The organism is Alistipes sp. (assembly GCF_048465575.1).
Taxonomy (GTDB): Bacteria; Bacteroidota; Bacteroidia; order Bacteroidales; family Rikenellaceae; genus Alistipes.
Map to the genome: position 1 here is coordinate 17,211 of NZ_DBFWLG010000029.1, position 18,715 is coordinate 35,925.

Annotated in this window: 12 protein-coding genes; 2 read left to right on the forward strand and 10 right to left on the reverse strand. The window is 63.3% G+C overall.

Annotated features, from left to right (window positions below; translation table 11 throughout):
• Positions 1–11: 11 nt before the first annotated feature.
• From ACMQ11_RS08070 to ACMQ11_RS08100, 7 genes are all read right to left on the reverse strand, one after another.
• Positions 12–3,083, reverse strand: coding sequence for a SusC/RagA family TonB-linked outer membrane protein (locus ACMQ11_RS08070; protein WP_418992254.1), 3,072 nt, complete (start codon positions 3,081–3,083; stop codon positions 12–14).
• Between the two features lie 33 nt (positions 3,084–3,116).
• Positions 3,117–4,139 carry a nucleoside hydrolase gene (locus ACMQ11_RS08075; protein WP_418992255.1) on the reverse strand — a complete coding sequence of 341 codons (1,023 nt, stop codon included), beginning with the start codon at positions 4,137–4,139 and terminating at the stop codon, positions 3,117–3,119.
• Between the two features lie 141 nt (positions 4,140–4,280).
• Positions 4,281–5,285 carry a GRP family sugar transporter gene (locus ACMQ11_RS08080; RefSeq protein ID WP_418992256.1) on the reverse strand — a complete coding sequence of 335 codons (1,005 nt, stop codon included), beginning with the start codon at positions 5,283–5,285 and terminating at the stop codon, positions 4,281–4,283.
• 35 nt (positions 5,286–5,320) lie between these two features.
• A complete protein-coding gene (gene rbsK / locus ACMQ11_RS08085; protein ID WP_418992257.1) occupies positions 5,321–6,229 on the reverse strand; it encodes a ribokinase in 909 nt (302 codons plus the stop codon).
• A gap of 293 nt (positions 6,230–6,522) precedes the next feature.
• Positions 6,523–7,446, reverse strand: coding sequence for a dihydrodipicolinate synthase family protein (locus tag ACMQ11_RS08090; protein ID WP_418992258.1), 924 nt, complete (start codon positions 7,444–7,446; stop codon positions 6,523–6,525).
• Between the two features lie 66 nt (positions 7,447–7,512).
• The gene (locus ACMQ11_RS08095; protein ID WP_418992259.1) at positions 7,513–8,541 is read right to left on the reverse strand and encodes a LacI family DNA-binding transcriptional regulator; all 1,029 of its coding nucleotides are present in this window, start codon (positions 8,539–8,541) and stop codon (positions 7,513–7,515) included.
• Positions 8,542–8,705: 164 nt separating this feature from the next.
• Positions 8,706–9,629 (reverse strand): endonuclease/exonuclease/phosphatase family protein, encoded by a 924-nt coding sequence (locus ACMQ11_RS08100; RefSeq protein WP_418992260.1) that lies wholly within the window; start codon positions 9,627–9,629, stop codon positions 8,706–8,708.
• A 222-nt stretch (positions 9,630–9,851) separates the two neighbouring features.
• Here ACMQ11_RS08100 and ACMQ11_RS08105 point away from each other — a divergent pair, with 222 nt between their 5' ends.
• The gene (locus ACMQ11_RS08105) at positions 9,852–10,958 is read left to right on the forward strand and encodes an ROK family protein (protein ID WP_418992261.1); all 1,107 of its coding nucleotides are present in this window, start codon (positions 9,852–9,854) and stop codon (positions 10,956–10,958) included.
• Between the two features lie 4 nt (positions 10,959–10,962).
• Entirely contained in the window at positions 10,963–11,928 is a 966-nt protein-coding gene (locus ACMQ11_RS08110; RefSeq protein ID WP_418992262.1) for a type I phosphomannose isomerase catalytic subunit, read from the forward strand.
• Between the two features lie 133 nt (positions 11,929–12,061).
• Here the strand turns inward: ACMQ11_RS08110 and ACMQ11_RS08115 are convergent, their stop codons facing one another.
• From ACMQ11_RS08115 to ACMQ11_RS08125, 3 genes are all read right to left on the reverse strand, one after another.
• Positions 12,062–14,395: a PL29 family lyase N-terminal domain-containing protein gene (locus ACMQ11_RS08115; protein WP_418992263.1), complete on the reverse strand. Its 2,334-nt coding sequence runs from the start codon at positions 14,393–14,395 to the stop codon at positions 12,062–12,064.
• A 177-nt stretch (positions 14,396–14,572) separates the two neighbouring features.
• Positions 14,573–17,164 (reverse strand): DUF4955 domain-containing protein, encoded by a 2,592-nt coding sequence (locus ACMQ11_RS08120; protein WP_418992264.1) that lies wholly within the window; start codon positions 17,162–17,164, stop codon positions 14,573–14,575.
• A 15-nt stretch (positions 17,165–17,179) separates the two neighbouring features.
• Positions 17,180–18,715 carry a sulfatase gene (locus ACMQ11_RS08125; protein ID WP_418992265.1) on the reverse strand — a complete coding sequence of 512 codons (1,536 nt, stop codon included), beginning with the start codon at positions 18,713–18,715 and terminating at the stop codon, positions 17,180–17,182.

Here is an 18,715-nt window from a genome sequence, read left to right on the forward strand (position 1 = left end):
GGCGGTACGGATTAGAAAGTGACGTTGAGGCCCAGCGTGACGGCGCGGTAAAAGGCGTACCAGCCGTTGACCGAGGTCAGGGCCGGGGCTTCGGGATCGAAAGCGTCCCACGTGCGGGTGGTCTCCCAGAGGTTGTCGCCCGAGAGGTAGATGTAGCACGAGCGGACGATCTTGTTGGCCTTGAACGGAATCGTATAGCCCAGCGTGACGTTCTTCAGCCTGAGGTAGGCGGCGTCCTGAATCCAGCGGTCGGAGGGTTTGTAGTTGTACGAACCGCCCTTGTAGACCGGGCGCGGCATGAAAGCGTCCGGATTCTCGGGAGTCCAGTAGTCGCGGTGGATGTCGATAGCCTGGTAGAGCGATCCCTGCGTGGGGTTGAGCGTCCCCTCGTCGAGCAGGAAATTGCGTTTGCCCACGCCTTGCAGCTGCACCGAAAGGCGCAGCCCGCGCCACTCGAAGCCCAGGTCGATGCCGAACGTGTAGCGCGGGTCGGACGTACCCAGCAGCACCAGATCGCCCGGGGACTGGGGCGTGAAGTCGCCGCCCGTGATGTAGGGGTCGCCGTCGCGGTTCAGGTAGCGCACGTCGCCCGCCGCCGTGAGCGCCCCGCCCGGTTGCAGGATGGCCTCCTCGGCGGAGGGGGTCTGTTGGTAGAGCCCGTCGGTGCGGTAGCCCCAGATCGTATTGAGCGGATAGCCCTCCAGCAGCGGCACCATCCCCTCCTGGATGACGTTGCTGCCCTCGTAGCGGACCAGTTCGTTCTGGCTGTCCGAGAGGTTGAAGCCCGCCCAGTAGCTGAAATGCTTGCCGATGCGGTCTTTCCATTCAAGGTCGATCTCCCAGCCCCAGGTCTTCAGTTCGCCCACGTTGGCCGAGGGGAGCCCCACGCCGATGAGCGACGGCACGCCCATGGCCGAGGAGAGCATGTTGATGTTGCGCTTCCAGTAGTATTCGGCCGTCAGTTGGAGGCGGTTGCGCAGCAGGGCCACGTCCAGACCGATGTTTTTCACGTCGATGATCTCCCAGCTCTTGGCGGGCGAGGCCAGCGTCTTGATGTAGTTCGTAGCGGCCGTCGTGCCGCCGAATACGGTCTTCCCCGTTTCGATCAGGTTGATGTAATCGTAGTACCCCAGCGCGTTGGCATTGCCGAGCCGGCCCCACGAGGCGCGGACTTTCAGCAGATCGACGAACGGCACCCGGTCGCGGAAGAAATTTTCGCGGCTCACGACCCAGCCGCCCGAGACCGAGGGGAACAGCTCCCAGCGGTTCGAGGGCGCCAGCCGCGAACTGCCGTCGTAGCGCAGGTTGACCTCGATGAGGTATTTCTCGCGGAAATTCCAGTTCAGGCGGCCGAAGAACGACATGACGGCCGAGGTGTTGATCTGGTCGGAGTTGAAAGCCGAGGAGGCGTTGCCGAAATTGAGCGAGTAGAAGCCGTCGGGCATGTAGTCCTTGGTGGCGTAGACGCGGTCGAAGCGGTAGTTTTCCCACTCGGCGCCGGCCATCAGGTGGAAATTGTGGCTGCGGCCCAGCTTGAAATCGTAGTCGGCCACGGCCCGCAGGTTGTCCGTAAAGGAGTTGTCGCGCCGCTTCTGCACGCCGTTGGGCGTGGTCTGCGAGTAGCGGTACTCGTAGTCGCCGCGGCCGTACCAGATGATGCGGCGCGTCTTGCGGTCGTTCAGGCTTGCACGGTACTTGCGCGAGGCGGTCAGGTCGATCCTGAGGCCCTTTACGAGGTTGCGCAGGCGCAGGTTGACCTGGCCCGTCACGTCGTTGTTGACGTTGTCCGTCGTGCCGGCGTGCTTCATCAGGTCGATCGGGTTCGAACCGTCCTGCCCGGCATAGAGGTTGGGGTTGACCACAGGGTCCTCGTCCTGCGGAAAATAGACCGGCATGCGCGTGCGGCAGCGGTAGATGTTGGCCAGCACGCTGGCCGCGCTCAGGGCGTTGGCGTTGGTCTCGGCACGATCGCCCGTGAGCTTGAGCGACAGGTCGACGTGGCGGTTGATGCGCGAGAAGAGGTTGACCCGGAAATTGAAGCGGTTGTTATCGTCGGGACCGTACTTGAAGAATCCGCGGCGCTCGTAGTAGCCCGCCGAAGCCATGTAGTTGATCTTGCTGCTTCCGCCGCTCACCGAAACCGCGTGGCGCTGCATGTGGCTCCACGTATCGAGGCTCTCGCGGATCCAGTCCGTATTGTCCAGGTAGCTCAAGGCCGTCGACGAGGAGAGCATCGCATTGAAATTGGGGTTTTTGAGCCACTCGACCATCTCGGCGTTGACCGCCTTGCCGTTGGATCGCTGGGTGATCTCGTACTCCTCCCACGAGTTGATGCGGCCGGGCTTGCGGCCCTGGCGGGTGAAGCTGTACGAACCGCTGTAATTGACCTTGATGCGTTCGGCGGCCCCCTGCCGAGTCGTGACCAGAATCACGCCCGCAGCGGCTTTCGAACCGTAGATCGAGGCCGAAGCGGCATCCTTGAGGACCGAGATCGACTCGATGTCCGCAGGGTTGAGCATGTCCAGGTCGCCCTCGACGCCGTCGATCAGGACCAGCGTCGAGATCGTGTTCACCGAGGAGTGTCCGCGGATCTGGAGCGCGAAGCCCTCTTCGCCGGGCTGGCCGCTCGACTGCGTGACGACCACGCCGGGCAGCTCGCCTTGCAACGACGCCAATACGTTGGGTGCGGCCTTGTCGGCGATGGCGTCGCCCGAAATCTGCGACACGGCGCCCGTGAGGTTCACTTTCTTCTGCACGCCGTAGCCCACGACGACCACCTCGTCTACCCGGGTGGCCTCCTCTTGCAGCACGACGCGCAGGGCGGTTTTTGCAGGCACGGACTGCTTTTCGTAGCCTACATAGGAGATGTCGAGCACGCTGCCCGCGGGCACCTCCAGTTCGAAGCGGCCCCTGTTGTCGGTGGTGACGCCCTGCGCCGCCCCCTGCACGACCACCGTCGCACCGACCAGCGCCCCGCCCGAGGCGTCGGTCACCACGCCCGAGACCCGGACCGGACCGGCCGGGGCGGCCGGGGCGCAGAAAGCCCAAGCCAGCGTGAAGAGAAATAGTCCAAAACGTTTCATAAGTTTGAGGTTAGCGTTTTTCGATCGGTTTTGCTAAAAGGTGTTCGGCCGGCGCGTCACCAGCTCGACGATCCGCCGCCGCGCACGAACGGCCTGCACGGAGTCGACTTTCAGGTAGCGGTGCGTACCCGCCGGATCGGCCTCGAAGCGCGTCTGGGAGTCCTCTCCCACCCGGATGCGACCCGGAACGCTCGGGGTGAAACAGCCGGCCTCGGGTTCCACGGCGAAGAGCACGGCCGAGGGGTCCCACATGGGACGGTCGTAAGGCATCGGTTTGTAGACCTTGTAGGCCTCGGCGAGCGGATGCTTCCGAGCATAGCCGAAATCCCGGAGGATCGACTCCACGGGGTAGCAAATTTCGGTGCCGACCTCGAACGGACTGGCGGTCAGCGGCGTAGGCCACTCGTCGAAAACGGTCCTCGCCGCGTCGCGGTCGATCCGGACGTTGTATTCGGCAAGGTCGGGCGCGGGCTCGCGGAAATCCCCCGCCATGAGGTAGAGGTGGCGGACCTTGCGGCGCACCAGCTCCCGCCCCGCAAGGGGCGAAAAGGAGTCGGGGGCCGAGGCGAGCAGCCGCGCGAGGTTGGTCGAGAATCCGACGGCGATGAGGACCGTCTCCCCGTCGGGCTGGCCGGCAAGCAGGCGGCGCAAGAGCGAGACGCTCTCGGGCAGTTTCGCGTAATCCGCAACCGAACGGGCATAGGACGTGTCGGCTGCGATCTGTCGGGTGAAGCTGTCGATGCGGTCGCACGGAGCGCCCTCGGTAATGCGGCCTATGGGGAGGTCGGGATAGCCGTAAAAGGTGTTCATCACGTCGAGGTACTTGACGCTCTGGGGCTCCTCCTTGCAGGAGGTGATTCCCAGCAGGCGGACGCGCCCCTCGTCTGCATACTTGTAGAGCATGTCCAGGGCCAGGGCATCGTCGATGTCATTGCCCATGTCGGTGTCGAAAATCACGTTCAGCGGGGCCGGGGCGGCCTCGGGGGCGGCGCATCCCGCGCCGCAGAGCAGGCACAGCGCCGCAGCGCCGGCAAATGGCAGCAGTTTCTTCAGCATGTCGGGTTAGGTTAGGTGAAAGGTGAAAGGTGAAAGGTGAAAGGTAATCCCGGTCCCCGAGATTTACGGGTGGGGGCAAGTCAAGGTGACCGGGCCGGGCGGGAGCGATCCGGGCTGCCGCAGGCGGATCGGGAAGCGGGATCAGTTGGCGCCCGAGAGGATAATCAGCACGAGGCCGCAGATGAACAGCAGGAACATCCAGCCCAGCAGCCACGCGACCGAGCGTCGGGCACCGCGGAACTCGCGCCAGATGAAGACGCCCCAGACGGCGGCGATCATCGGAGCGCCCTGCCCCAGGGCATAAGAGATGGCCGCCCCGGCCTTTCCGGCGGCAATGTAGCTGAATGCCGTGCCCAGCGCCCAGATCGCGCCGCCCAGCACACCGACCAGGTGGGTCGAAGCACTCCCGGCGAAATAGGCCCGGTAGGAGACAGGCGGTCCGTCGAACGGGCGCCGCATGACCCACGTGTTGAAGAGGAAATTGCTCAGCAGCACGCCCACCGAGAAGACGAACAGCGCCGAATAGGGGGTCAGCATGCCCGGCGTGGGATCGGCGAAATTGTCCAGGTCCATCGCCGCGGCCACGAAGCGGTAGAAAAAGGCCATGATGACGCCGGCCAGCGCCGCCAGTACGATGCCCTTGCGGCTGCCGTTCCGAACGCCTCCGGACTGTTTGGCCGAAGCGATGCCGTTGAGGACGATGGCCGCGACGATCAGCGCCACGCCCAGAAAGAGGATCTCCGGGTCGCCTTTCGGTGCGCCGACGTAGTTGACCACAACGCCCAGCACCAATGCGATCCCGACGCCGAGCGGGAATGCCACGGCCAGGCCGGCCAGCGACACCGAAGCCGAGAGCAGGATATTCGAAGCGTTGAAGATGACGCCGCCCAGCGCCACGCTGCCGATATTGCGCCACGAAGCCTGCATGAGGTCGGGCACGAAACTGCGCCCCTCCGTGCCGAAACTGCCCAGCGTGAAGCCGCACAGGATGCTGAAGAGCACCATGCCGATCACGTAGTCCCAGTAGAACAGCTCGTAACGCCAGCTCTTCGAGGCGAGTTTCTGGGTGTTGCCCCACGATCCCCAGCAGAGCATCGTCACGAAGCAGAAGACGACGGCCAGGGTGTAATTGTTGACGATAAACATAGGATGATGGTTTTAAGGTTTTTGCTTTAAAGCCGCTACTCGACCCGGTCCACCTCGTCGCGCTGCGGAATGGAGCGCTGGGCTCCGGCACGTGTCACGGAGATCGACGCGGCGGCCGCCGCGAAGCGCGCGGCCAGGTCCAGCGGACGTCCCTCGGAGAGCGCCACGGCCAGGGCGCCGTTGAACACGTCGCCCGCGGCGGTGGTGTCGACGGCACGGACCGTGTAGGCCGGCACGAACCGCGCAGCCCGTTCATCCACGACAAGCGCTCCCGAGCTGCCCATCGTGATCGCCACGCGCCGCACGCCCCGCACGCGGAACCACTCGGCGGCGGCCAGGGCGTCGTTGACGCTGCCCACGCGCAGCCCCGTCATCAGTTCGGTCTCCGACCGGTTGGGGGTAATCAGGTCCAGCCGCGCAAGCAGGCTGTCGGCGAGCGGCGCGGCGGGCGCCGGATTCAGAATCACCGGCACATTGTGCCGCGAGGCCAGTTCCACGGCCCGGGCGACCGTCTCGAGCGGAATCTCGAGCTGCACGAGCACATAATCCGCATCGGCGATCCGCGCCCCGGCGGCCTCCACGTCGGCCGGGGAGAGCAGCGCATTGGCTCCGGGAGCCACGACGATGCTGTTCTCCGCGCCATCGTCCACCGAGATCAGGGCCACGCCCGACGCCACGTCGGCACGGGTGACAATGTACCGGGTGTCGATCCCCTCGGCCCGGTAATGTTCCAGCGCTTCGCGGCCGAACTGGTCGTCGCCGACCGAAGCTACGAAAGTCACTTGGCCGCCCATGCGGGCCGCGGCTACGGCCTGATTGGCCCCCTTGCCCCCGGCATTGACCATGAATCCCGAGCCGATGAGCGTCTCGCCCGGCTGCGGAATGCGGGGCGTGCGGACCATCAGGTCGGTATTGGAGCTTCCTATAACTACGATTTTTCCCATAATTGATCGATTTTAGCAGTATGGCACATCACTTCGAGGCACGTTCCCGGGGGTACCGGTCGCAGGCAAACCGGCCGAAGAGTGGTGCATCGGAACGTAAGCGTGCAACATCGACGCCAAAAATTCGTAAAAGCGCTTGCAGCCGTCTCGCGTTGCGGCAATCGGGGTGCCTGCGACTTGCTGCGACGGCGGTGCATTCCGGCTGCGGGAGCGGAACGAGCTGCCGGAAAGCGCGGCCCGGCCCGCGGAGAGGCGAAAAGCAGGGAGAGGTTTTCATCACAGCAATAATTAGGTTACGGTTCACTCCCGATCAGGTGATCGAGTCGGTCGACGACGGCGCGTACTTGCGCGCGTTCGGAAGCGAGGAATCGCCGATGGGGGTACGGGAGGTAGTCGTTGCAGATGCCTTTGAGCCAGAGCGCGCACTTGATGCCCTTGATGGCGCTCGACGCATACCGGCCGACGGTGTAGAGCGAGGTGCAGACGGCCATCACCCGGTATTGCAAACTCTTTACGCGCTCCAGATCATGCGCCAGCGCCGCTTCGTAGAGCGCCACGTAGAGACGCGGAAAGACGTTGGCCCCGCCGTTCACGCCGCCTGCGGCGCCCAGCATGACCCCCTCGGCCGTGAGCTGTTCGGGCCCCAGGAAGAGCGCAAAACCGGGCTGGTCGCCCAGGAGGTAGAGGAGCGTCTGGAAATAGACCATGTCCGACGAACTGTCTTTCAGCCCCACGATATTGGGATGCGCGGCCAGTCGGCGCACGGTCTGGGGTTCGAGCGTGACCTTCACGTGCACGGGCATGTTGTAGAGGTAGAGCGGCAGGGGCAGGGCGTCGGCCAGCGCCCGGTAGTAGTCGAGCAGCTCGGGCTGGGAGGGTGCATAGTAGTAAGGCGGCGCAGCCACCACACCCGCGGCACCGCATTCGGCGGCCTTGCGGGCAAGCCGCAGGCTCTCTTCGAGCGAGGTATCGGTAATGCCCACCAGCACCGGAATGCGTCCGGCTACGGTCGCACACACCAGTTCGGTCAGCTCATGGCGCAAGTGACAGGCCAGACTCTGCGCCTCGCCCGTGGTGCCGAGGATGAAGATGCCGTGTACGCCGCCGGCGATCAGGTACTCGACCAGACGCACCGTGCCGTCGCGGTCCAGCGTTTCGTTATCCGTCAGAGGCGTCACCATCGGCGGGATAATACCTTGCAGGGGTAGTTTTTTCATCATCTATTATATTTAATTTCCCTTTAAACTAAAACGTTTTAGCATTCAGCTAAAAAAATGGAGCGGTCACAGGCGGCGCGAGGATTCCCCCGCGACCAGTTCGGGGTCGAGCACGACCGTCGAGCCGACCGCGGCACTGTCCTGCTCGATACTGCGCAGCAACGACTGCACGGCCTCGCGGCCGATGCGCCGAATGGGCTGCCGGATCGAGGTGACCGAAACCCGGTAGAGATCGAAGACCTCGTTGCCGTCGAAAGCCACCACGGCCACGTCGCGGGGCACCGAAATTCCGTAGCGCCCCAGCGCCTTGAGCGCCGAGGCCGCCAGGCTGTTCGTAGCAAAGACGAGCGCTTCCACCCCGCGGTCCGGGCGCAGGAACAACTGCTGCATCAACATGTCGGAACGGCGTCTGACGTCGTGGAAATCGATGCGATGGATTCGCACAGCATTCCCCAGCCCCAGCTTCTCCATCGCCGCAGCGTATCCCTGCTCCCGCTCGCAAAGGTTCGACAGTCGCATCGAATAGGAGACCAGTTCGATCCGCCGGCAGCCGGCCCCGGCCAGGTGTTCGACGGCCAGCGCGGCAGCCTTGCGGTTGTCGAGCAGCACACGGCCGACATCGGCTGTCCCGACGGTCCGGTCGAGCAGCACCAGCGGCACTCCCCGGGCATGGATCTCTTCGATACGACGCTCCACCCCCTCACAGGGCACCAGGATCAGGCCATCCACCCCTTTGCTCAACAACACCTCGACCAGGTTGCGGAACTTGTCGGCACGCTCGTCCGAACTGCCGAAGATGACCGTGTAGCCGTGGCGCGAAGCATCGTCCTCGATGCAGCGGCAGATCTCCGCGAAAAAACTGTTCGAAATATCGGACACCACCACCCCGATCGTATGCGAACGACCGCTGCGCAGACTGCGGGCCGCGTTGTTGGGCCGGTAGTTCAGTTCGCGGGCCATTGCGAGTATGCGCCGGGTCATCTCCTCGCTCACACGGTAGCGTTTGCCCTTGCCGTTCATCACGAAAGAGACCAGCGAGGTGGAAACTCCGGCCGCCTCGGCAATGTCGCGTATCGTGATTCGTTTAGGTTCCATTTCGAGTTTGCAGCGTTGTTAAATCGTTTTACAAAGGCAAATATAGGCTAAAACGTTTTAGTCACCAAATTTTTTCGCATTTTTTTCATCGGACAGCACAAAAAACACTATCCTGATCGTTCGTTTCGAACGATCAGGATAGTGCGATCCTTAGGAAAGTACGCCTATTCTCCCAGCGAAATGCGCGCCACGACGGGGAAATGGTCGGAGGGCACGCGGGACTGGTAGCTGTGCAGGGCCACCTGCTCGGGGAAATTGCCCGACTTGATCCGCTTGTCACTGTCGGCCACGGGCGAACGGTAGGTCTCGGTCAGAATGCCGTAGTTGAACACCGCCACCGGAGCCGAGACGAAAATGTGGTCGATGCGGCTGTCGGTCTTCAGTTCGGTCTTGAAATCGTTGAACGTACCGTTGGGGGCGTAGCGCTGAGCGGCGACCTCGTAGCTATCGCGCAACTGGCCCGAGGCGGTGAAAATCCCATAAATCTCATCGGTCTGGTCTACGTTGAAATCGCCCGTCAGGATGACAGCTTCACCGGGAGAACACATGGCGGCGATTTGGCGCATGACCAGCTCCGCGCCGTTGTGGCGGGCCTGCACACCGATGTGGTCCATGTGCAGGTTGAAGAACCAGAAGCGTTTTCCGCTCCGGCGGTCGAGGAAATGGCCCCACGTGCAGATACGCGGCAGAGCGGCGTCCCACCCGCGGCTCGGTTTTTCGGGCGTCTCCGAGAGCCAGAAATTGCCCTCGTCGAGCAGTTCGAAGCGCTCGGCCTTGTAGAAGATCGGCGCATACTCGCCGTCCTCTCTGCCGTCGGTGCGCCCCACGCCGATATATTTGTAGCCGGGTAGCAGTTCGAGCATGTCCCCGAGTTGCTTGTGGAGCACCTCCTGCGATCCGAAAATATCGAAATCCACGAAGCGGATCAGTCCGCAGAGCCAGGGGCTCCGCTGCTCCCAGCCGTTGCCCGCGGCCCGATCCGAGTCGTTGGCATTGCGGACATTGTACGATGCGACGGTCAGCTCCTGAGCCGGGAGCATACGGACTGCAAAGAGCAGCAACAGCAGAAAAATCGATTTTTTGGTCATAGCAAGCAGTTTTGGTTTTGAATGCCACGGAGCGCAGTTCATACTACCGCTCATCCGTGTCGGATTATACGTTCGGCAAAGGTAGGAAAAACCGCGCAGATTTTTCCGGCCGGCAGCCGGAAATTCGCCGGCAATGCAAAAGATAGCACTTTCCGCGGCCGGCCGGGGCGATATTCCGGTTTTTTTGTTATTTTTGTCACACGAATCAACCCACAGCTACCTATGTACAGAAACGACAACCGTGTGGTCATCACACTCGACGCGGGCGGTACGAATTTCGTATTCGGCGCCATGCAGGCCAATAAGTTCATCGTCGAACCCATCACAACCCCCTCGAATGCCGCCGACCTGGACAAGTGTCTTCGGACGATGGTCGACGGCTTTCGGGCCGTGATCGACCGGCTGCCCGAGAAACCCGTGGCCATCAGCTTCGCCTTTCCCGGTCCGGCCGACTACCCGAACGGCATTATCGGCGGCTACCTGCCGAATTTCCCGTCGTTCCGCGACGGCGTGGCGCTGGGTCCGTTCCTCGAATACACGTTCGGCATTCCGGTCTTCATCAACAACGACGGCGACCTGTTCGCCTACGGCGAGGCCCTGGGCGGCGCCCTGCCCGAGGTCAACGCGCGGCTGGCCGCCGCGGGCAGCTCGAAGCGCTACAAGAACCTGGTCGGCTATACGTTCGGCACCGGCTTCGGTGTGGGCGTGGTGGTCGACAACCGCCTCAACCGGGGCGACAACTCGTGCGTCGAGACGTTCTGTCTGAGGCACAAGAAGCAGCCCGGTGTGATCGTCGAGGAGGGCGTGGCCGTGCGCGCCATCAAGCGCGTCTACGGAGAGCAGTCGGGCGACGTGAACCACACGTTCGAACCCAAGGAGATATGCGAGATCGCCGACGGCAAACGTCCGGGCGATGTGGAAGCCGCCAAACGGGCATTCGCCGAGCTGGGCGAGATCGCCGGCGACGCCATGGCCACGGCCGTGACGCTCATCGACGGACTGATCGTCATCGGCGGCGGCATCACCGCGGCCCGCAAGTGGATCATGCCCAGTCTCCTCGCCGAGCTGCGCTCGAAGATGCGCACCTTGGGGGGCGACGAATTGAACCGCGTGCAGATGCAGGTTTACGACCTGGACGACGAGGCGCAATTCACGGAGTTCGCGCGCGGCAACATGCGCCCGCTGGCCGTCTACGGCACCGACCGCTACGTGGCCTACGACCCGCAGAAACGTATCGGCGTCATGATCTCGAAACTGGGCGCGAGCCAGGCCATCTCCGTGGGGGCCTACGCATTCGCCCTGAGTCAGTTGGATGCACAAAACGAGTAACAATATGTACAAATTCGAACCCATTCTCAAATCGACGCTCTGGGGCGGCGAGAAAATCATCCCCTACAAGGGAATCGAATCGGCGCAGACGGCCGTCGGCGAAAGCTGGGAGTTGTCCGGCGTGAAAGGCAATGAATCGGTGGTGGCCGCAGGGCCCGACGCCGGTATGACCCTGCCCCAGCTGATCGCCCGCGACGGCGCCGCCCTCGTGGGCCAGGCCAACGCCGAGCGCTTCGGAGGGGAGTTTCCGCTCCTGATCAAGTTCATCGACGCGCGGCAGGACCTCTCGATTCAGGTGCATCCCGACGACCGCCTGGCCTGGGAGCGCCACCGGTCGAAAGGCAAGACCGAAATGTGGTACGTCGTCGACGCCGATCCGGGCGCCAAACTCCGCGCCGGCTTCGCCCAGGCCGTAACGCCCGAGGAGTACGAGGCCAGCGTCGCGGACAACACGATCACCGACCTGTTGGCCGAATACGAAATCCACCGCGGCGACCTCTTCTTCCTGCCCGCGGGCCGCGTGCATTCGATCGGTGCGGGGGCTTTCATCGCCGAGATCCAGCAGACCTCCGACATCACCTACCGCATCTACGATTTCAACCGCCGCGACGCCCAAGGCAAGACCCGCGAACTGCACACCGAACTGGCCAAGGGCGCCATCGACTACACCGTGCTGCCCGACTACCGCACGCCCTACCGCAAGGCGCCGAACGAGCGCGTCGAGCTGGTCGCCTGCCCCTATTTCACCACCTCGCTGCTCGATCTGACGGCGCCCTACACGCTCGATCTGTCCGATCTGGACTCGTTCGTCGTGGCGATTTGCACGGAGGGTTGCGGCACGCTCCGCGACGACCGTGGGAATGAAATGCCACTCCATCGGGGTGAGACCGTGCTCATTCCGGCTTCGGTCGGCTCGGTTGCGATCGCCCCCGAGGAGGGAATGAAAGTGCTGACAAGCTGGATCGCATAGCGCGCGCGTACCGGCTGACTGCGAAAGGCTGTCCCCGCTCTGGAGACAGCCTTTTTTGCGTACCGTTTTCGGCGCCACGAAAAAGCCGGCTCGAATTTCGAGCCGGCTTTTTTGCATCATCCGAAAGAGCGGATCAATTCGCTTCGAGCCACAGCTTGGTGTCGTACGAAGCGCCCGCGCCGTTGGTCACGACTCCCGTGTCGACCGGGAAATAGCCTTTGGCGGTATCGGCGGAGAGGAACGGGTAACCGGACGGATTTTCATTTCCGTTGCAGATCGTCGCCTCATCGCGGCCGTTCACCGTCACCTTGTTGTTTCCGTGGATCAGCGACCAGGGGACCAGCTTGCCCTCATTGGCTCCCGTTCCGGCCATGCCGAGTGCATAGAGGTAGTTGCCTGCCACGGACGAAACGCCTGTATCGGCTTCGGCACCGTAAACGCACATCAGGTAGGTCGGATTGGTAGCGGCCAAGCCCGTGTAATCGACATAGCCTACGTTGTTCTCTTTCACGATTCCCTTGACCAGTCCGGCCCGCGTCAGCACGTTGGGCTGGAAGAGGTTGTAGAATGTATTGCCCTTGATCTCGATCAGCAGGTCCGTCGTCTTGAAATTTGTATTGTTTCCGCACTGGACGATATGCGCCTGCAACCGGACGTCGGCGTAAAGCACGCTGTTGGTTACCCGGATGCTCCGGTTCGGATAAGTCGCTTTCACCGTGGTCGGAAGCGAGAACAGAGCGGGCTGGTTGGTGAGATTGGGGTATTTGATGATCGAATTATCTACCAGAACCTTGGCAAATCCGTGATCGGGATTGACATCGTAGATCATATAGCGGCCAGTCTCGACGGTGCAGTCGACGAGCAGCAGTTCGGGATTCACCACCGCATTGGAGGTGGTAAAGTTGTAGTTGACCCCGCTGTTGACTTTCAGATGCAGGTTCATCACCGCCACACTCTTCTCGCAGCGCAACTCCGGCATCGAGAACTCGGCCTGGGCGTTCTCCCGGATGCGGCCGATCAGCACGGTGCCGTCTCCCGCGGCAGTCTGTCCCACCCGGAGCGACGTGCCGGCGATCGTCTGCGTCAGGGCCGTCTCGTCCGAATTGTCAATAAAGATCAATCCGCCTTTCTGCAACAGCGCACTCGTCAGCTCGGCCGGTTTGACAAGCTGTGCTTCGGGATAAGCCGTTTTGTTTACGGCAAGGTCGCCGACAGTGATCGTTTCACCGTCGAGGTACATTTGGTAGTAATCCGTCACGTTTTGGACAATCTGGGCCGTGGTATTCTCGGCGCTCCGCACCTCGCTGTACAGCACCGGCTCGTTCTGCTTGATAGCCACCGCATAGAACGTGTAGGACGTGTTGGGCTCCAGGTTCTCGACCGTCACCGAGGAGCCCGTGCCGGCGGTTCCGGTCGCAGCGATCGTCTCGGCATCGGGCGAGGTCGCCTCGGCCTTTTTCTGGATCAGGTATTTCCAGCTGTCGCCGTCGGTCGTCACGTCGAACGTCAGCGTCGAAGCGGTAGGCTCGACGGTCGCGGAGTTGGCCACCGTGAGCGTCGGAGCCACGGGTGCCACGCCGCTCGAAGCGACCTCGATCTTGGCGATGGCGGAGAACCCGCCGGCCGAGGTGGCCTGCACGGCCACGTCTTTCGACGTGTCGGCCGAAGCGCGAGAGACGGGTGTTGCGGCCTCGGGAGCCGTCACGACCAGTTCGTCGCCCGCATCGGTCAGAAAGGCCGTCCACCCCTCGGGAGCCGTCACCACGGTGTTCACCACCCCTTTGCTCTCGACCACGAAGCGCTTGGTGGCCCCGGCGTCGAACTGCTGCACGCCCTCGGTCGCGGTCACGATACGGATGTAGAAATCCTTGACCACCGGTACGCGCAGTTCGGTCCCGTCCAGGAGCTTGACATAGAACTCGTCGCCCTCCATCCGGACCTCCTCGAAGAATTTGTCCGTCACCGTACCGTTGCCGATGGCCTTGACCGGCTGGCCGGCGGTGTCGACGACGTTGACATACTCCTCCGTATCGGCGTAACGCACCTGCCAGTAGCCCGTCGCCTCGTCGATGCGGAACTGGGGCGTCTTGCCGTCCTCGGCCTCGGCCTTGACGCCCAGCGGAATCCAGACACCCTCCTCGACCGAGTAGCGCCACTGGCCGTCGTCGTCGATACCGATCACCGGAATGACCGCCTCGGCCCGGCTGCCTTTCGCCAGTTCGATCCGCTCCCCGTTGGTCAGCGTCAGCACGAACTTGTCAGCCAGCTCCTCGACCCGGCTGATCGTGGCGCCCGAGTAGAGCTGCTGCAACGCCTCGACATTGCCATTCAGGGCATTGACCTGGGTTTCGAGCGCCTGCACGCGACCTTTCAGATCGTCGATGGCATCCCACAGGTCGTCGTTGTTGTCGCACGACTGAAAACCGACAGCCAGCGCGACGAAGAACATCATCAGAAACTTTTTCATAATTTATTCAGTTGTATTATATGCTAATCCTTGCAAAGTGCCATTTGCCGCTTGCGGCGCCAAGCCCCTCCCTGAGGGAGGGGTTTAGGGTGGGGTCAGAATAGTAAACGACGCCGCAGGCGGCGAAAAGAGGATACGGTAACGGGTAATCATACATGATAGGATGGATTGCATGATTCATTTCAATGCTTCGAGCCAGGCCGGAACGTACCCTAACCGTTCGCGCAGCTGCGCCTCGTAGAGCGAGAGCGGCTCGACGGGCGTTCCGTTGCTTTCGAGGTATTTGACCTGCTCCACCCCCTGTTCGTCGCGCAGGGCGAAATTCACCGCAGCGCCGTGGAATCCCACGATCACGGGCGGCAGCGTCTTCCAGTAGGTATCCTCGCCGTTGGGCTTCCACCACTTGAACACCCCGGAGCCGAATTCATGCACAGCCGTGGTGGCGTTCAGATTCCACAGCGTCAGGTCCGCGAGGTGGTTGGGCACCGAGGCCTGGTCGCCGCCGAAGCGCCACTGCACGAAACCGCCCGTACAGCGATCCACCAGCGTGGCGCGCGGCTGGCGCGAGTGCGCCTCGAACAGGGCGTCGCTGCCCCAGGTGTTGTTCCACAGCACGGTGCCCATCGACGTCTCGGAAACGCCCGAGGCGTGGTACTGACCGACGCCCTCGGCATAGGTTCCGAGCTGGTTTCCGCCCGCGTTTACGAGCGTGTGGCCGTCGCTGCGGTCGCGGACCTTGCCGATGAAGACGCGCGAGGAGGCCTGGGCCCGGACGGCCGAGTGGCCGCGGTTGCCGCCGATCTCGATGTCGTAGGCCGAGCAGTTGGCGCTGTGGACGATCGAGAGGGCTTCGCTCACGTCGGTGAACGCCACGCGGCGCATCCACGAATCCGTGAGACGCATCATCTGCACGGGCTTGTAGGCGCCGTCGTCCTGCCACGTTTCGTGGTGCCTGAACTGCTCCTTGGCGTGCCCGACGAACGTGAGGTCCTCGATCCCGACGTTTTCATAGTGGGGGTATTCGCGTATCTGCCAGCCGTAGCGGGCCTCCACCGCGTGCATGAGCGGTTCGCGGAACGTCACGCGGTTGCCCGCGACCGAGGCGATCCGGTGGTAGTCGTAGACGCAGACGGTCTGGATGTCGGTCATCAGCGAGCCGCGCTCGTGCGGAGCCAGCTCCGCGGCCACCAGCTGCGGATCGGTGCTTTGCAGGTAGAGCATCACCCACTGCCCGGCCCGCAGCCCCGACGGAGAGCCTACCGTCACCGTGAAAGCGCCCTTGGCGGCGTCCTCCGTCACGGTGGCCAGGGCCTCGTACTTTTTCAAGGGCGTGTCGATGCGCGAACTGTTGTGCTTGATGTTGAGCATCACGGGCGACGACCACAGATTGGCCGGGTTCGCCGGCCAGTTCGGCGCGTCCATCCGCAGGCGCGTCTTGTCGCGTCCGGCGCCCTTGATGACGAAATTGCCGCCCAGCACGACGAGGTCCGAACTGGTGTAGGTGCCGTCCCCGGCCGGGGTGTTGTCCGCGGCGTCGTGCAGGACGAAATCGCCCTCCGGGAAATAGATCACGGCCCGGGCGTCGGCATTGGCCTGGTTGCCGCCCGAGGCGTTGCGTCCGGTGAGCTTCAGCTCTTCGAGCAGCCGCACGAAAGCGGCCCGCGAGGAGGTCGCACCCGTGGGATCGGCGCCGTAATCGAGGACGTTGTAGACCTTGTAACCCAAGGTCGAAACGTCCGCAGGGGCGACCTCTCCGTGTTTGTAACCGGCATACGAGAAATCGAGCAGTACGTTCTCCGCAGTTCCGGCCTTAAAATTTCGCCACGCCAGGGCGGCGTTGGCATCCAGTTGCTCGTTGAGCAGCGTTAGGTTCACGACGGTCACCTTGCGGTAGTTTTGGGGCGACACGGCGGCCAGCGACAGCGTCGCAGCGGCCGTGGCGGCGTCGAACGAGCGGGGCGCGGTCACCGTGAGGGTCGTCTCCTCGAGCCGGGCCGACCAGCCCGCGGGAGCCGTAATAAGGGCTTCGGCTACGTTCTTCTGCACGACCTCGAACTGCCGGGTTTCGCCCAGGCGGAACGGTTCGTTCGCAGCCGCCGTGACGGTGATTCCGAAATCGTCCTGCACGGCCAGCGCAAGCGTTCCGCCCGTGAGCAGTTCGATCCGGAGCGTTCCCTTTTCGGCGTCGTACTCCACCGACTTGAAGAACCCGCTGTATTGGACGTTCACCTTGTCGCCCAGGGCATTGACCTTTTCGCCGTTCTGCAAGAGCGGCACGTAGTTCGCCCCGTCGGTCGCCACGAGCCAGTTCCCGTCGGCATCGACCCGAAGGCGGGGCGTAACGCCCTCGGCGTTCTCCTCGGGAGCACCGTCCCTGCGGGGCCAGGCAGAGACGAATTCGCCGCCCACGACGAGCCGCTCGGTGGTCTGGCCGTTGTCGAGGCTGACGGTCCAGAAGCCCTCGGCGTCGATCCCCATCAGGGGCACCAGCGCTTCGATCTTCTCGCCTTGGATGACGGGCAGCGACGTTCCGTCGCTCAACTGGATTTCGTACCCCGTCGCAGTGGTCTTCACCCCGACGATCACCGTCGACTCGTCCATCAGGCGGTGCAGCGCCACGATGTCGCGGTTCACATCGCCGACCCGGGCCTCCAGCGCTGCGATGCGGTCCCTCAGCGACTCGATCTCATCGCGGATGCCGTCGGTTTTTTCGCACGATTGCAGGACGACGGCCGCCGCCGCTGCAATCCACAGCAAGATTTTGTTCATATTCGATTCAAAGTATTAATTATCGTAAGGTACTATATCCGACAGGGTCCGCTCGCGGTACCATGCGTCGTTCGACTCCCGCAGCAGCCGGGCCAGTTCGCCCGACAGCCGGGCGAAGAGCTCGGAGTGCCGCGCGGGGTCGAGGTTGTTCATCTGGTAGGGGTCTGTCCGGTCGTCGAACAGCCGCACGCGCGTCAGCCGGCCCGCGCGGTCCACGGCCAGTTCGAGCGTATGTTCCAGGGTCTTCACGCCCCGCGCTTCGGCGAAGAAGCCGCGCACCAGCCCCTCGGCGTCGCGCTCGCCGTCGAGGTTGCGCATGTAGAGCGCGGCCTGCGGCCGTTCGGCCTGCACGGGACTTTGCATCAGCACCGACGACAGGTCGCGCCCCTCGACGCTTCGGGGGATGCGCTCCGCGAGGCCCGCCAGGCCCAGCAGCGTGGGCATGATGTCGGGCGAGGAGAGCAGCAGGTCGTCCACGCGGTGCGGGATCCGACCCGGATAGCGCACGATAAAGGGGATGTTCATCGACTCGCGCCAGACGGAGTTCTTGGGATCGACGATGCCGTGGCTGCACAGGGTCTCGCCGTGGTCCGAAGCGAACACCACGATGGTGTTTCGCGCGAGGCCCGCCCGGTCGAGCGCGTCGAGCAGCCGCCCGAACTCGCGGTCGATGCCCGACACGTTGGCGAAATAGAACGGCGCGGCGGCCGTCTTGGCCATCGTCGTGTCGGCGTTGGCGCGCACCAGCAGCTCCGAGGCCGACTTATCCTTGTAGTGGGCGTACCCCTCCAGGTCGCAGTCGTCGGTCGAGGCGTAGGGCGAATGGGGCGGGTTGAGCCCGATCATCATGAAGAACGGTTTGTCCGCGTCGCGCACCCCATCCGCATTACGGATGTAGTCGATCGCCTTGCCGATCTCGTGCTGCACCGACCACTCGTCCACGTCGTGCCGGTTGCCGGCGGTGTCCCAGTAGTGGGGGTGCTTGTGGACATCGTAGGTGCCGTAGGAGTACCAGTAGTTGAATCCGTGGCGTCGTTCGGGCGGGGTGTAGGCATCCCACTCGGGTAGGTCGTCGCTCACGTAGGTGCCCGGGCGCTGGGGGTTGTTCGGCGTGGGATGGTCGACGTGCAGCTTGCCGATGTAGGCGCAGTCGTACCCGGCCGCCGCGAAGACGTCGCCGATGCACTCGGCATCCTCGCGCAGCGAACTCTCGGGCCGCTCCGACATGCAGTTGAGCACCACGCCGCTGCGCTCGGGCCACATGCCCGTGAGGAGCATCCCGCGGTGGGGACTGCTCACGGGGCAGTTGCTCACCGCTTCGCTCAACACCACCGACTCCGACGCGAAGCGGTCGAGGTTGGGCGTCAGGACCGGGTCGCCGCGCCACCCCACCTGCGACGCATACTCCGGATCGCTCCAGAACCCCAGCGAGGAGTTGCGCAGTTGGTCCGGAAAGACGTAGATCACATTGGGCCGCTCTGCGGTCGCCCCGGGGGAGCAAGCCACGAGTATCAGCCCGGAAAAGGGAACGATATTTCTGAATTTCACCAT

Excerpts from the sequence above, each read along its gene's own strand:
- ACMQ11_RS08070 (WP_418992254.1), bottom strand. The coding sequence starts at position 3,083 with ATGAAACGTTTTGGACTATTTCTCTTCACGCTGGCTTGGGCTTTCTGC.
- ACMQ11_RS08075 (WP_418992255.1), bottom strand. The coding sequence starts at position 4,139 with ATGCTGAAGAAACTGCTGCCATTTGCCGGCGCTGCGGCGCTGTGCCTG.
- ACMQ11_RS08080 (WP_418992256.1), bottom strand. The coding sequence starts at position 5,285 with ATGTTTATCGTCAACAATTACACCCTGGCCGTCGTCTTCTGCTTCGTG.
- rbsK (WP_418992257.1), bottom strand. The coding sequence starts at position 6,229 with ATGGGAAAAATCGTAGTTATAGGAAGCTCCAATACCGACCTGATGGTC.
- ACMQ11_RS08090 (WP_418992258.1), bottom strand. The coding sequence starts at position 7,446 with ATGAAAAAACTACCCCTGCAAGGTATTATCCCGCCGATGGTGACGCCT.
- ACMQ11_RS08095 (WP_418992259.1), bottom strand. The coding sequence starts at position 8,541 with ATGGAACCTAAACGAATCACGATACGCGACATTGCCGAGGCGGCCGGA.
- ACMQ11_RS08100 (WP_418992260.1), bottom strand. The coding sequence starts at position 9,629 with ATGACCAAAAAATCGATTTTTCTGCTGTTGCTGCTCTTTGCAGTCCGT.
- ACMQ11_RS08105 (WP_418992261.1), top strand. The coding sequence starts at position 9,852 with ATGTACAGAAACGACAACCGTGTGGTCATCACACTCGACGCGGGCGGT.
- ACMQ11_RS08110 (WP_418992262.1), top strand. The coding sequence starts at position 10,963 with ATGTACAAATTCGAACCCATTCTCAAATCGACGCTCTGGGGCGGCGAG.
- ACMQ11_RS08115 (WP_418992263.1), bottom strand. The coding sequence starts at position 14,395 with ATGAAAAAGTTTCTGATGATGTTCTTCGTCGCGCTGGCTGTCGGTTTT.
- ACMQ11_RS08120 (WP_418992264.1), bottom strand. The coding sequence starts at position 17,164 with ATGAACAAAATCTTGCTGTGGATTGCAGCGGCGGCGGCCGTCGTCCTG.
- ACMQ11_RS08125 (WP_418992265.1), bottom strand. The coding sequence starts at position 18,715 with ATGGTGAAATTCAGAAATATCGTTCCCTTTTCCGGGCTGATACTCGTG.